This window comes from Rhizobium sp. 007 (genome assembly GCF_015353075.1).
Classification (GTDB): domain Bacteria; phylum Pseudomonadota; class Alphaproteobacteria; order Rhizobiales; family Rhizobiaceae; genus Rhizobium.
Genome location: NZ_CP064188.1, coordinates 2,031,318 through 2,044,357, shown reverse-complemented (window position 1 = coordinate 2,044,357; position 13,040 = coordinate 2,031,318). Strand labels below are relative to the sequence as shown.

Annotated in this window: 13 protein-coding genes; 8 read left to right on the top strand and 5 right to left on the bottom strand. The window is 63.2% G+C overall.

Features of this window, described 5'->3' with window-relative positions:
• The first annotated feature begins 13 nt into the window (after positions 1–13).
• Genes ISN39_RS30685 through ISN39_RS30670 form a run of 4 tightly spaced genes read left to right on the top strand, consistent with a single transcriptional unit; the run spans position 14 to position 3,724 of the window.
• Positions 14–1,210 (top strand): Tm-1-like ATP-binding domain-containing protein, encoded by a 1,197-nt coding sequence (locus ISN39_RS30685; RefSeq protein ID WP_194731675.1) that lies wholly within the window; start codon positions 14–16, stop codon positions 1,208–1,210.
• A 12-nt stretch (positions 1,211–1,222) separates the two neighbouring features.
• Positions 1,223–2,065, top strand: a complete 843-nt coding sequence (locus ISN39_RS30680) for a phosphoenolpyruvate hydrolase family protein (RefSeq protein WP_194731674.1) — start codon at positions 1,223–1,225, stop codon at positions 2,063–2,065.
• A 25-nt stretch (positions 2,066–2,090) separates the two neighbouring features.
• Positions 2,091–2,504, top strand: a complete 414-nt coding sequence (locus ISN39_RS30675; protein WP_074071283.1) for a cupin domain-containing protein — start codon at positions 2,091–2,093, stop codon at positions 2,502–2,504.
• Positions 2,505–2,536: 32 nt separating this feature from the next.
• Complete coding sequence (locus ISN39_RS30670) at positions 2,537–3,724, top strand: Xaa-Pro peptidase family protein (protein ID WP_194731673.1); 1,188 nt, start codon at positions 2,537–2,539, stop codon at positions 3,722–3,724.
• Between the two features lie 71 nt (positions 3,725–3,795).
• Here the strand turns inward: ISN39_RS30670 and ISN39_RS30665 are convergent, their stop codons facing one another.
• Both ISN39_RS30665 and ISN39_RS30660 read right to left on the bottom strand, forming a co-directional pair.
• The gene (locus ISN39_RS30665) at positions 3,796–4,389 is read right to left on the bottom strand and encodes a DJ-1/PfpI family protein (RefSeq protein ID WP_194731672.1); all 594 of its coding nucleotides are present in this window, start codon (positions 4,387–4,389) and stop codon (positions 3,796–3,798) included.
• Between the two features lie 56 nt (positions 4,390–4,445).
• Positions 4,446–5,144, bottom strand: a complete 699-nt coding sequence (locus ISN39_RS30660; RefSeq protein WP_194731671.1) for a GntR family transcriptional regulator — start codon at positions 5,142–5,144, stop codon at positions 4,446–4,448.
• A gap of 92 nt (positions 5,145–5,236) precedes the next feature.
• On the opposite strand from ISN39_RS30660, the gene ISN39_RS30655 reads away from it, so the two are divergent.
• The 4 genes from ISN39_RS30655 to ISN39_RS30640 are packed head-to-tail and all read left to right on the top strand — an operon-like array spanning position 5,237 to position 9,849.
• A complete protein-coding gene (locus ISN39_RS30655; RefSeq protein ID WP_194731670.1) occupies positions 5,237–6,262 on the top strand; it encodes an Ldh family oxidoreductase in 1,026 nt (341 codons plus the stop codon).
• Positions 6,263–6,267: 5 nt separating this feature from the next.
• A complete protein-coding gene (locus ISN39_RS30650) occupies positions 6,268–7,497 on the top strand; it encodes an iron-containing alcohol dehydrogenase (protein ID WP_194731669.1) in 1,230 nt (409 codons plus the stop codon).
• Positions 7,498–7,513: 16 nt separating this feature from the next.
• Positions 7,514–9,001 (top strand): NAD-dependent succinate-semialdehyde dehydrogenase, encoded by a 1,488-nt coding sequence (locus tag ISN39_RS30645; protein WP_194731668.1) that lies wholly within the window; start codon positions 7,514–7,516, stop codon positions 8,999–9,001.
• Between the two features lie 11 nt (positions 9,002–9,012).
• The gene (locus tag ISN39_RS30640) at positions 9,013–9,849 is read left to right on the top strand and encodes an alpha/beta hydrolase (RefSeq protein WP_194731667.1); all 837 of its coding nucleotides are present in this window, start codon (positions 9,013–9,015) and stop codon (positions 9,847–9,849) included.
• A 443-nt stretch (positions 9,850–10,292) separates the two neighbouring features.
• Here the strand turns inward: ISN39_RS30640 and ISN39_RS30635 are convergent, their stop codons facing one another.
• From ISN39_RS30635 to ISN39_RS30625, 3 genes are read right to left on the bottom strand one after another with little or no spacing between them, the layout of a single operon-like run.
• Entirely contained in the window at positions 10,293–11,183 is an 891-nt protein-coding gene (locus ISN39_RS30635) for a ribokinase (RefSeq protein WP_194731666.1), read from the bottom strand.
• Positions 11,180–12,052, bottom strand: coding sequence for a MurR/RpiR family transcriptional regulator (locus ISN39_RS30630; RefSeq protein WP_194731665.1), 873 nt, complete (start codon positions 12,050–12,052; stop codon positions 11,180–11,182). Before ISN39_RS30630 ends, ISN39_RS30635 begins: the two co-directional genes overlap by 4 nt.
• Positions 12,049–13,023 (bottom strand): ABC transporter permease, encoded by a 975-nt coding sequence (locus ISN39_RS30625; RefSeq protein ID WP_194731664.1) that lies wholly within the window; start codon positions 13,021–13,023, stop codon positions 12,049–12,051. Before ISN39_RS30625 ends, ISN39_RS30630 begins: the two co-directional genes overlap by 4 nt.
• Positions 13,024–13,040: the final 17 nt, after the last annotated feature.

Sequence of the window (13,040 nt, the reverse complement as noted above, 5' to 3'; positions counted from 1 at the left end):
TCGCGGAGGAGAAATGAAGCACATCTACGTGGTCGGAACGGCCGACACGAAGGGCGAGGAGCTTGCCTATCTGGCCGCTTGCGTCGAGACGGCGGGCGGCGGTGTCGTGCGCGTCGATGTCGGCACGCGCCAGCCTGCGACCGCCGTCGATATAAATGCCGAGACGGTTGCGGCCTTCCATCCGGAGGGCGTTGGAGCCGTCCTTGCCTGCGACGACCGCGGCAGGGCGGTCGAGGCAATGGGCATTGCCTTCTCGCGCTTCCTCGCCGAGCGCCAGGACATTGCCGGCGTCATCGGTATCGGCGGAGGCGGTGGCACCTCGATCGTCACCGCAGGCATGCGCCAATTGCGGCTCGGCCTGCCTAAGATCATGGTCTCGACGCTCGCGTCCGGCGATGTCGCCCCCTATGTCGATGTTTCCGACATCGTGATGATGCCCTCGGTCACCGACATGGCGGGCCTGAACCGGCTGAGCCGGGTCATCCTGCACAATGCGGCCCAGGCGATCACGGCCATGGCCAGCCGGCCCGCTGAGGTGACGGCGTCGAAACCGGCCCTCGGCCTTACCATGTTTGGGGTAACGACACCTGCAGTAACCGCCATGGTCGAGCGCCTCAGGGCGGACTACGATTGCCTGGTCTTCCACGCCACCGGTACGGGCGGGCGCACGATGGAGAAGCTTGCCGACAGCGGGCTCGTCTGCGGTGTGCTCGACATCACGACCACCGAGGTCTGCGACTTGCTTTTCGGTGGCGTCCTGCCTGCCGCCCCGGACCGTTTCGGCGCGATCGCTCGCACAGGCTTGCCCTATGTCGGCTCCGTCGGCGCGCTGGACATGGTAAATTTCTGGGCCCCGGAGACGGTGCCGGGGCACTATGCCGACCGGCTCTTCTACCGCCACAACCCGAACGTCACGCTGATGCGCACGACGCCCGCCGAATGTGCGCAGACCGGACGCTGGATCGGCGAGAAGCTCAATCTCTGCCACGGCCCCGTACGCTTCCTCATTCCCGAGAAGGGCGTCTCGGCCCTCGACATCGAAGGCGGTGCATTCTTCGACCCGCAAGCCGACGCCGCGCTCTTTGCCGCGCTGGAGGCGACCGTGAAACCGACGGCGGCGCGACGCATCGTCCGCCTGCCGCTCCATATCAACGACCCGCAATTCGCAGACGCCGCCGTCGCGGCCTATCGTGACATCGCCAACCCCTGAGAGACAACATCAATGCCAGCCATACCTCGCAAGACCATCCTCGAAAAATTCCACGGCATGATCTCAGCCGGGGTGCCGATCGTCGGCGGAGGCGCCGGCACGGGCATCTCCGCCAAGGCCGAGGAGGCGGGCGGCATCGACCTCATCATCATCTACAATTCGGGGCGCTACCGCATGGCGGGCCGCGGCTCGGCGGCCGGCCTGCTCGCCTATGGCAATGCCAACGAGATCGTGAAGGACATGGCGCTCGAGGTGCTTCCCGTCGTGAAAACGACGCCGGTGCTTGCCGGCGTCAACGGCACGGACCCCTTCGTGCTGATGCCGCGCTTCCTCGCCGACCTGAAGGCAATGGGCTTTTCCGGCGTGCAGAACTTCCCCACAATTGGCCTCTTCGACGGCCGGATGCGGCAGAGTTTCGAGGAGACGGGCATGGGCTACGCTCTGGAGGTCGAGATGATCGCCACCGCCCACGGGCTCGACCTGCTGACGACGCCCTATGTCTTCAATGAGAGCGAGGCGATCGACATGACGGTTGCCGGCGCCGACATCGTCGTGGCGCATATGGGGGTGACGACCGGCGGCACGATCGGCGCCACCTCCGGCAAGTCGCTCGATGACTGCGTCGATGAGATCAAGGCGATTGCCAAGGCCGCGCGCTCCGTGCGCGACGACGTCATCGTGCTCTGCCACGGCGGCCCGATTTCCATGCCTGAGGATGCGCGCTACATCCTGGAGCGTTGCCCTGGCTGCAACGGCTTTTACGGCGCAAGCTCGATGGAGCGCCTGCCGGCAGAGGCGGCGATCCGCAAGCAGACGGAAGATTTCAAGGCGCTCGCCATCGGCGCGGTCGTCTGAGGACGGACACGGAGGAGGCCGTTTCATGGCAAAGGACGCGTATTTCATCTATCCAAAGGATGTGAGCGCCTTCGGTTTCGACTGGGGCAAGCTGTCGCTGACGGTGGCGCCGGAGGTCAACGGCGCCAACCGTTTTTCCGGTGGTGTCGTCGACCTGCCGAGTGGCGAGGGCCATGCCCGCCACAATCATCCGGGGGCAGAGGAGATCATCTTCGTCATCTCCGGCGAGGGCGAGCAGATGGTTGAGGACGAGAACGGCAATCCGATCACGACGAAGGTCGGGCCCGGCTGCACGGTCTATGTTCCGGAAAGCCGCTTCCATTCGACGAAAAATACCGGCGCGGAGCCCATGCAGCTCTTCGTCGTCTATTCGCCGGCGGGGCCGGAGCTTGCGCTTCGCGAGCTGCCGGACTTCCGCCTGCTGCCGCCGGGCTCGTGAAGCCGGGCATACATTTTCTGGGAGGAAAAACGGTGAACATCGATGCAAGGGAAACAAGGCCCGCCGTGGCGCCGTTCGATACGGCCAAGCTCGACCGGCTCATGGAGGAGGCAGGTATCGACGTCATCGTCGCCACCTCCAAGCACAACACGCAATATCTGATGGGCGGCTACAAGTTCATCTTCTTTGTGGCCATGGATGCCATCGGCCATAGCCGGTACCTGCCCGTCGTCGTCTACGACAGGGGCGCACCTGACCACGCGGCCTATCTCGGCAACCGAATGGAAGGCGGCGAGCACCAGAACAATCCATTCTGGACACCGACCGTGCACACGGCGACCTGGGGCACGATCGATGCCGCAGCACTTGCCGTCGAACATCTGAAGAAGATCGGCAAGGCGGGTACGCGCATCGGCATCGAGCCGGCATTCCTGCCGTCGGATGCCCGCGATGCGCTTGTCGCAGGCCTCGAGGGCGCGCGTTTCGTCGATGCGACGCATACGCTCGAACGCCTGCGCGCCATCAAGACGCCGGACGAGCTTGCCAAGCTGCGGACGGCTTCCGAACTCATCACGGAAGCGATGAACGCGACGATCGCCGGCGCCCGGGAGGGTTCGACGAAAACGGAGATCATTGAGCAGCTCCGGCGCGAGGAGACGAACCGCGGGCTCCACTTCGAATATTGCCTGCTGACGCTCGGCTCCAGCCACAACCGCGCGGCCTCGCCGCAGGCCTGGGGGAAGGGCGAGGTCCTGTCGATCGATTCCGGCGGGAACTATCACGGTTATATTGGCGACCTCTGCCGCATGGGCGTGCTGGGCGAGCCGGACGACGAACTCGAGGATTTGCTCGCCGAGGTCGACGCGATCCAGCATAAGGCTTTTGCCAGGGTTCAAGCTGGCGCTTTCGGCCGCGAGATGATCGAGGCGGCCGAGTCGGAACTGAAGGCGTCGCCTTCTGCGGTCTTCACCGATTTCTTCTGTCACGGTATGGGCCTGATCAGCCACGAGGCGCCGTTCCTGATGACCAATCACCCGGTCGCCTATGAGGGGATCGACGCGGACCGGCCGCTGGAGGCCAACATGGTGCTGTCGGTGGAGACGACGATGCTGCATCCGAAGCGCGGCTTCATCAAGCTCGAGGATACGCTTGCCGTCACCGAGACGGGCTACGAGATGTTCGGCAGCACGGGCCGGGGCTGGAACCGCGGCGGCGCGTGATTGCAGGCCCCACCGCAAAAAAGGTCCGGCAGCTGTCACCTGCCGGGCGCCTTTCTTTTTGTCCCGTCGTCTCAGGCGTGATGGATTTCCGTGCCGAGAACCTTTAGGCATTCGCGGATGAAGGCGGCGAGCGCCGTCCAGCCCTTGGCCGAGACCATCGTGCCATCGACATAAGCTTCCGTCGGCGACAGATCGACATAGGTGCCGCCGGCCAGCGTCACTTCCGGTTCACAAGCGCCGAGCGCGCCCACCTTCTTGCCGCGCACGACGCCATCGACGGCGATCAGGATCTGGACGCCGTGGCAGATAGTGAAGATCGGCTTCTGCGTTTCGTGGAAGTGGCGGACGATCGCCTGAACGCGCTTGTCGGTACGAATGTATTCAGGCCCGCGACCGCCCGCGCAGTAGACGGCGTGGTATCCGTCGAGTTGCGCCTCGGCCTCCGAGAAGGTCTTGTTGATGACGACGTTGTGTCCGAGCTTTTCCGTATAGGTCTGGTCGCCCTCGAAGTCGTGCAGCGACGTCTTCAGAATGTCGCCCGCTTTCTTGTCGGGGCAGACGACGTGCACCGTATGGCCGACGGCCTCCATGGCCTGCTGGTAGACGAAGATTTCGTACTCCTCGGTGAAATCGCCGGTGAGCATCAGGATTTTCTTGCCTGGCATGGGTTCTCCTCCTCGTTGTCAGGTCGGGCAGGCACGTCCTTGCCTGCCGGGTTTGCTCAGATTTCGTCGAATGCCGGCAGCAGCCGGTCGCGCGAGTGTTCGATATGGATACGCATTGCGTTCGCCGCGGCGTCGGGGTCGTGAGCCGCGAAAGCATCGAGCAGCGTCTGATGCTCGCCGAGCGCCTCCTCGGTCACGCGACGATGAAACATCAGGCGGAAGATGTGGAAATGCGTGTGCTGGAATGTCAGCATCTCGCGGATCAGTTCGTTGCCGGCAAATTCCATGATGCGGTCGTGGAAGATAGCGTCCTGGCGGGCGAAGGTCGAATAGTTCGTCCGCTCGTCCTTGTTGTCACTGCGCGTCATCACGCCTGCGGCCTCCGTCAGGATAGCGAGCCTTTCGTCGTTCATCGCTTGGGCCGCCTTCGCAGCGCCGGCGGGCTCAAGCAGCAAGCGGAGTTCATAGAGTTCGTCGAAGCGGTGGCGCGTGATCTGGGGTGCGGCACGATAGCCGACGAGATGCTGCTTGACGACGAGACCCTCGCCTTCAAGCCGGCCGAGTGCTTCGCGGATCGGGGTGTGGGAGACGTTAAACGCCTTGACGAGGTTGTCGACCGTGATGCGCGCACCCGGCGCGATCTTCAACGACATGAGCTGGTTGAAGATCGCTTCGTAGACGTCGCCGGCCAAGCTGTTGGCGCGCTGTATCTGGGTCGCGCCCGCTGAAGGTTCGTTGGGTCTCGTCAAAATCATCTGCTGTCTTGCCTCTTGACAGGTTCAATCGCTAGCACGATGCTGCCGCCAATACAATCCTATATCCTATACGATTTAATATAGGGGGAAATATGCGGATATCCGAAGCGGCAGCCCTTGCGCTCGCCACCCGCCTGCTGGAAGAGCACGGCGCACCGCGTGACCATGCGGTCTTGCAGGCGCGTGTCCTGGTGACGGCCGAGATGAAGGGGCACCCTTCGCATGGCCTGCACCGCCTTCCGCGACTGGTCGAACGGATCGAGCGCGGTGTCATTGATCCTGAGATGAAGGGCACGCAGCGCTGGCGGGCCGATGCGGTGATGGAGGTGGAGGGTTCTTCAGGCTTCGGCCCTGTCGTCGCCATGGCGGCGATCGAGCGGCTTGCACCCCACATTCCCGACCTGGGCATCGGCCTTGTCGCCGTGCGCAATGCGAACCACCTCGGCATGCTCGCGCATTATGTGGAGGCCATCGCCGCGATGGGTTTCGTCGGCATAGCGCTCTCGTCGAGCGAGTCGCTGGTTCATCCCTTCGGCGGTACGCGGGCCATGCTCGGCACCAACCCCGTCGCGATCGCCGTGCCGACCGCCGAGGAGCCGCTCGTGCTCGATCTCGCCACCAGCCTCGTGTCGATGGGCAGGATCCATCACCACGCGGCGACCGGCAGGCCCCTTCCCGAAGGATGGGCGCGCGATGCGGAGGGCTACCCGACGACCGATCCGGTTCGTGCCAAGGCCGGCGCGATCGCGCCCTTCGGCGACGCAAAGGGCTACGGCCTCGGCATTGCGATGGAACTGCTGGTGGCAGCCCTTGCGGGCTCGGCGCTCGCGCCTGATGTGCGCGGCACACTGGACAGCCAGTCGCCATGCAACAAGGGCGACGTCTTCATATTGATCGAGCCCAGTCTGGCGCCGGGACTGCCTGCGCGGCTGTCGGCCTATCTCGATGCCGTGCGCGCCTCACCGCCGGCCGAGGCCAGCGAGCCGGTCCGCGTGCCGGGCGATCGTGCCCGCCGGCGACGAGCGGCGGCGAGCCGCGACGGTTTCGATATCGACCCGCGCCTTTGGGAAGACCTCAACGCGCTTACCCGCTCCCGCATACTGGCCTTCGAAGGGTAAAGATCATGAGCCTGTTTGCCGTCCTGAGGCTGCCGCGCGAAATCCTGTTTGGCATCGGCCAGCGCCATGCGCTCGCGAGTGTCGCCGGTAGGACCGGCCAGCGCGCACTCGTTTGCACGGATGCGCGTTTTGCCGCGACACCCGTCTTCGCTGAAGTGATCGCCGCGCTCGAAGCTGCCGGCATCGCGGTCGTGGTGTATGACCAGACGCTGCCGGACGTGCCGCGCGATACCGTCGCGGGTTGCGTGGAGGCCACGGGCGGCTTTGCGCCCGATATGGTGATCGGCATCGGCGGTGGCAGTTGCCTCGACATGGCGAAATGCGCCTCGCTGCTGCTCGCCCATGGCGGCGGGCTCGCCGATTACTATGGTGAGTTCAAGGTGCCAGGACCCGTCCTGCCGGTCATCGCCGTGCCGACGACCTCGGGCACCGGCTCCGAGGTCACGCCCGTCGCGGTCGTCTCCGATCCAGACCGCACCCTGAAGGTCGGCATTTCGAGCCCCTATCTCATCGCCGCAGCGGCGATCTGCGACCCGGAACTCACGCTCTCCTGCCCGCCGGGCCTCACGGCGATTGCAGGTGCGGATGCGCTGACGCATGCGATCGAAGCCTTCACGGCCATGCGCCGCCCCGGCGATCCGGAACTCGCGCAGCAGCATGTCTTCGTCGGCAAGAGCGATCTCTCCGATCAGTTCGCGCTTCATGCGATCCGGCTCCTCAGCCGGAGCCTGGAAAAGGCCTTCGTCGACGGCTCGGACATCGATGCGCGCGCCGATGTGATGATGGGCGCGCTTGCGGCAGGCTGCGCCTTCGGCACGGCGGGCACCGCTGCGGCCCATGCGGTGCAATATCCGGTCGGTGCCGTGACCCATACGGCGCACGGCCTCGGGGTCGCCACCATGCTGCCCTATGTGATGACCTATAATCGCCGCGTCGCCGCCGGGGAAATCGCTGTTGTCGGCAGGGCGCTCGGCCTCGACCCAGACGGCGTGGAGGACGAGGAGACGCTTGCCGATGCGGCGATCGGCGAGGTAAGGCGCCTCTTCGTCGCGATCGGCATCTCGCCGACGCTCGCCACGCTCGGCCTGCCGGAAGACCGGCTTGACTGGACCGCCGAGCAGGCGCTCGGCATCGGCCGGCTGATCAAGAACAATCCGCGCTCCTTCGATTCGGCCGCCATGCGTGGCCTGGTTCGCGCCGCCTATGACGGCGACCTGGCCGCTTCCGCCCTCTGACCTTGAGAAAACAATCATGAACGCCAACCAGCATCCTTCGCATCCCGACCACGACCGCTTCGGGTTCGGCTTGTTCTCCCACGGCCTCTATATTGGCGGCGCCTGGCGGCCGGCCGCGGGCGAGGGTCGGATTCAGGTGATCGACCCCTCGACCGAGGCCGTCATTGTCGCCGTGCCCGATGCGACCGTCGCGGATGCGGCGGCGGCCGTAGAGGCTGCTGCAAGCGCGACAGAAGGCTGGCGCAAGACGCCGCCGCGAAAGCGTTCCGAGATCCTGCGCCGCTGCTTCGAACTCATGGTGGAACGCTCCGAAATGCTTGCCACACTCATTTCGCTCGAGAACGGGAAGGCCTTGCGCGACGCGCGCGGCGAGGTGGCCTATGCGGCGGAATTTTTCCGGTGGAACGCGGAGGAGGCGGTGCGCATCTCCGGCGAGTTCGGCATTGCCCCGTCCGGTGCGAACCGAATCGTCGTCGATTACCAGCCTATCGGCATCTGCGTTCTCGTCACGCCGTGGAACTTCCCGGCCGCAATGGCGACCCGCAAGATCGCGCCAGCCCTTGCCGCAGGCTGCACCGTCATCCTGAAGCCCGCGAGCGAGACGCCGCTGACGGCCTATGCGCTTGCGGCCCTCTACGAGGAGGCTGGCGTGCCGCCGGGCGTCGTCAACGTGTTGACAACGTCGACGCCAGGCCCCGTCACCGCCGCCATGCTGGCCGACCCGCGCGTGCGAAAACTCTCCTTCACAGGCTCGACGGGCGTCGGCCGCACGCTTCTGGCGGAAGCGGCGAAGAATGTCATCTCCTGTTCCATGGAACTCGGCGGCAACGCGCCGTTCATCGTTTTCGACGATGCGGACCTCGACGCGGCGATCGAGGGCCTGATGGTAGCGAAAATGCGCAATGCGGGCGAGGCATGCACGGCTGCAAACCGCATTTATGTCCAGTCCGGTATCCACGATGCCTTTGCGGAAAAATTTACCCAACGCATGGCCGCTCTCAGGGTCGGCCCAGGTGTGGATCCTGATACGGAATGCGGTCCGATGATCACGCGCAAGGCGGTGGAGAAGATCGACCGGCTCGTTGCGGACGCCATTTCGCGGGGCGCGCGCGCTCTCTGCGGCGGACGGGCACCGGCAGGACGCGGCTTTTTCTATCCGCCGACCGTGCTTGCGGATGTCTCCCCGGCCTCCGACATGAACCACGAGGAGATTTTCGGTCCCGTGGCGCCGCTCTACCGTTTCGAGAGCGAGGCAGAGGTCGTCGCCGCCGCCAACGATACGGAATATGGCCTCTGCGCTTACATCTATACCCGTGACATCGGCCGTGGCATGCGCATCTCCTCGAAGGTGGAGGCAGGCATGATCGCCCTCAATCGTGGACTGGTCTCCGATCCCGCCGCCCCCTTTGGGGGTGTCAAGCAGAGCGGCCTCGGACGTGAAGGAGGGCAGCATCACGGGATCGCGGAGTTCATGGAAGCCAAGTACATTGCGACAAGTTTCTGAAGGAGGAACCTGTGGCCACCGATCCGTTCCGCATTCGTGACCATGTCGCAAATTTCGACGACATTGTCGACGATATCCGTACCCGCAGCAGCGCCACTCGCCGCACCGTCGCCATGGAGGCCAACGTCGCCTACGGTCGCGAGTCGGGCGAGACGCTCGATATCTTCCTGCCAAATAGTGGCGGTTCGGGCATGCCGATTCACATGTTCATCCATGGCGGCTACTGGCGTATGTTCTCCAAGGAAGACTATTCCTGCGTCGCTGAGACCATCACCCGCGCAGGCGCGGTCGCCGCTATCGTCGATTATTCGTTGATGCCCATCGCGAGGATGGAGGTCCTGATCGGTCAGGTCCTGAAAGCCAAGGCTTTCCTGCTGGCGCATGCCGATCGCTTTGGCGCCACGCCCGGGAGATTTTCCGTCAGCGGTCACTCCGCTGGTGCACATCTTGCGACCTTTCTCTTCAATCGCTCGGTAGAGCCCTCGGGTGTAATTGCTGCTTTCCTGCTTGGCGGGCTATACGATCTCGAACCCTTGCAGACGTCTTTCCTGCGTGACGAGATCGCCTTGAGCGACGAGGAGGTGCGACGGTTTACGCCGATGCATCGCAAGCACGACCCTGCAACGCGCGTAGCTATCATGACCGGCGAACTGGAGACTAACCCCTTCAAAACCCAGGCAAATGCCTTCAAAGACCTTCTTGTCACCCAAGGGCTTGAAGTGCGAGCATCGCGCGTTGCAGACGGGGATCACATGAGTACGGTTCGCGATCTCGCCGTCGTTGGCACACCTATAGCGGCGGCATTGCACGCCTTAATTGCCAATGATGCCTGGGAGAAACCGCGGTGAGGATGGCTCAACCGTTCGGGCCTGTCGCAAAAGATATTCGTAGGCTACAATCGACCGCGGGGGCCGTAACAAGAATTGTTCAAAATCATCCGGTAGGCATCATCCTGATAGGGCGCGCCGAACTATAGCAGCTCTCCCGTGACAAGCGCAGCTCACGCGTCCTTCAGGGCAATTGCCGAAAACACCTCTTGTGCGAGGGCGCGTCAGTGCACCCATGCGATCTCAGCGCGAGCTCCTCCAATAATCGTTGGCAAAGCCGCCGATCGTCATCTCACGCAAAATAATTATTCCGTCGTGATGGATGCACGATGAGGCCTGCCTTAACCGTAGGCAAACTCCAAATGCGGACGCAACTCAGTGATTTATGCACGCTTCGCGGGGAGGTGCCCGCAACAATGGTGATGAGCATAGGCGTCCCGTTTCGGTGAACAGCCGAATATCAACTACTGAACGGTGTCGCGGGGCGTACTGACAAGCACGGCGGCTGCATGATTGGCGGCGCGGAGCGCGTCCTCCATGCCGGTCCCTCTTGCGATTTCAGCGGCCAGCACGCCGGTGAATTCGTCGCCGGCGCCATGGGTGCTGACGAGCCTTACCTTGATAGCCTCGATCAGAAATTCCTTGCCCGACTTCGTCGCGCAGGCAAGGCCCTCGCCCCCCGCTGTGACGACTGCGGCTGGATACGTTTGGGCAAGCAGACGCGCGGCGTCGAGAGCGCCCGCAAGCGAGTCGAATACGGCGACATCGGTCAGTTGCTCGGCTTCGATGGCATTGACGACGATGACGTCGACCAGTTCGCAGAGTGAGCGAGACAGATCGCGAGCCGGGGCCGCGTTGAGGATGACGCGCCCGCCAGCTGCTTTCATTGCCTTGGCGGCGGCGACATTGGCCAGGTCGGGCACCTCGTTTTGCAGAACAAGTACGCCTTGCTCGCTGAACAGCTCCGCTGCTCGATCCACATCCGATTGTCCGAGGAAGAGATTGCTTCCGGACACGATCACCGCTCCATAGTCGCCCTCGCTGTCGAAGATCGCTACGCTCATGCCGCTGCCAACGTCATCCGCTACCTTGACGAAGCGGTGGTCGACGCCTTGACGACCGAGATTTTCTACGAGCGCGCGGCCGAAGGCATCATCGGCGACCGCGCCAATCATTGCGGTCCGGATGCCGGTCTTCGCCGCCGAGACCGCCTGGTTGCCGCCCTTGCCACCGCACTTCGGGTGCCAGCTCTCTCCCGCCACTGTTTCGCCTTTTCGCGGTCGCGCCGGGCCATGCACCATGATGTCATAGTGCAGACTTCCGAAGACAATAACGGAGGGGGAGGCGATCGTCATACGATCTTGTCCTTGCGTTTTGATGCCACCGCCGACATCGTTTTTTCGAGGTTCTTTTCCGCGGCGTCGTAGTTGCGTTGAGCGACCGCGACAAAGAGCGCGTCGAGAATGTTGAGCTGGGCGATCCGGGCAGCAGCGTTTTCGCCCATCAGAGGGGAGCCCTGGGCCGTCGAGCAGAGAACGATGTCGGCGATCTGCGCCAAGGGCGAGCCCCCGTAATTGGTGATCGCGATCGTTCGTGCGCCACTCCTTCTGGCCAGCTGCACTGCATCGATCACTGCCGTGGTGTTGCCGGAATGAGAAAAGGCGACCGCCACATCATCCGCTCCGAGCAACGACGCCGACATAAGCATCATATGAGAATCGTCCTGCACGTTCGCTCTTACCCCGATCCGCAGGAACTTATGGGCGACATCTCTTGCGATCTGGGCAGACCCGCCGACGCCATAGAAATCCCTCTGCCCAGCCTTCACAAGGAGGTCCGCCGCTCTGTCGAAAGCATCGACGTCCAGGATCGCCAGCGTTTCCTCGAGCGCATGGATCGAGGTCCTGAATACCTTCTGGATGATCTCCCGCGAGCTATCCTCAACGGAAAGCTCCTGATGCATCTCGGCCGTCGGAAGCTTGTTGTAGTTCGACACCGCCGAGCGGAAATCCCGGTAGCCGTTGAAACCGAGCTTTTTAGTGATCTTCACCACCATGGCCTCGGATACCCCGGCCTCGGTTGCGATGTCCTTGAGCGCGGTGTCCTCCGAGAAATCACGCAATCCGAACACAGTTTCCACGACCCGTGCTTCCAAAGGGGTGAGCCGAGGCATCATCATCCGGATACGTGGGCCCACCGCCTTGAGATCATTTGCAGAATTCATCCTCTACCCCTTGTGACGCGATCGATCATCATCGCGACCAGGATAATAAGACCAGTGGCCAGAAGTTGATAGAAGGCCTGGACGTTCATCAGCGTCAGTCCGTTGCGCATCGCGCCGAGGATGATCGCACCGAAAATAGTGCCGATGACGCTTCCCTTGCCGCCCATCAAGGATGCCCCGCCGATCGCGGCCGCTGCGATCGCGTCGAGTTCCCAGAGATTGCCAAGGATGGGCTCTGCTGCGCCAAGGCGACCGATCAGGATCATGGAGGCCAGGGCGGCGAGGACACCTGAGATCACATAGGCGGTGATTTTGGTGACAGCGATCGGCACGCCGGCGACATAGGCGGCCTCTTCGTTCCCGCCAACGGCCAAAAGGTATTCACCCAGAGGTGTCTTTTTGAGGAGCATCCAGGCCAGCAGGGCGACCACAGCGACCATGATGACCGCATTGGGGATGCCCATCAGCGAACCGTTGAACAGTGCTCGGAAGCCCTGGGGAACGCCAAGCACCGGATTGCCGCCCGTATAGATCAGTGCGATGGCGCGGTATGTGCTGAGTGTGCCGAGCGTGACGATAAACGGTTGCAATCCGGCGTAGGCTACGAGAACACCGTTGACGAGACCGCAAATGACGCCGATGCCGAGGCCGGCCAGAATGGCGAGCGGAACGGGTATGTCCGCAACAAGCAGCGTCGCCGTGATCACGGCGGCGATTGCCGCGGTAGGGCCGACCGAAAGATCAATGCCGCCAGAGATGATCACCAGCGTCATCCCGAGGGCCAGGCATGCATTGATGCTCGATTGCTGCAGGATGTTGAGCAGATTTCGCTGGGATAGAAAGTCAGGGGCAAGCAAGCCGAAGAGCACCACGATGGCAATCAGGCCGATCAAGGTGCCGGTATCTCGTACCGAGAAAGATCCGAACAGTTTGGACGAGGGCACTGCGGCATTCTGGGTCGTGTCAGACATGGAATTGTTCCTGTTGG

Bases quoted from the DNA above. Each gene is read 5' to 3' on its own strand.
- ISN39_RS30655 (WP_194731670.1), top strand. From the start codon at position 5,237: ATGCGGATATCCGAAGCGGCAGCCCTTGCGCTCGCCACCCGCCTGCTG.
- ISN39_RS30680 (WP_194731674.1), top strand. From the start codon at position 1,223: ATGCCAGCCATACCTCGCAAGACCATCCTCGAAAAATTCCACGGCATG.
- ISN39_RS30625 (WP_194731664.1), bottom strand. From the start codon at position 13,023: ATGTCTGACACGACCCAGAATGCCGCAGTGCCCTCGTCCAAACTGTTC.
- ISN39_RS30630 (WP_194731665.1), bottom strand. From the start codon at position 12,052: ATGAATTCTGCAAATGATCTCAAGGCGGTGGGCCCACGTATCCGGATG.
- ISN39_RS30660 (WP_194731671.1), bottom strand. From the start codon at position 5,144: ATGATTTTGACGAGACCCAACGAACCTTCAGCGGGCGCGACCCAGATA.
- ISN39_RS30650 (WP_194731669.1), top strand. From the start codon at position 6,268: ATGAGCCTGTTTGCCGTCCTGAGGCTGCCGCGCGAAATCCTGTTTGGC.
- ISN39_RS30685 (WP_194731675.1), top strand. From the start codon at position 14: ATGAAGCACATCTACGTGGTCGGAACGGCCGACACGAAGGGCGAGGAG.
- ISN39_RS30645 (WP_194731668.1), top strand. From the start codon at position 7,514: ATGAACGCCAACCAGCATCCTTCGCATCCCGACCACGACCGCTTCGGG.
- ISN39_RS30635 (WP_194731666.1), bottom strand. From the start codon at position 11,183: ATGACGATCGCCTCCCCCTCCGTTATTGTCTTCGGAAGTCTGCACTAT.
- ISN39_RS30665 (WP_194731672.1), bottom strand. From the start codon at position 4,389: ATGCCAGGCAAGAAAATCCTGATGCTCACCGGCGATTTCACCGAGGAG.
- ISN39_RS30675 (WP_074071283.1), top strand. From the start codon at position 2,091: ATGGCAAAGGACGCGTATTTCATCTATCCAAAGGATGTGAGCGCCTTC.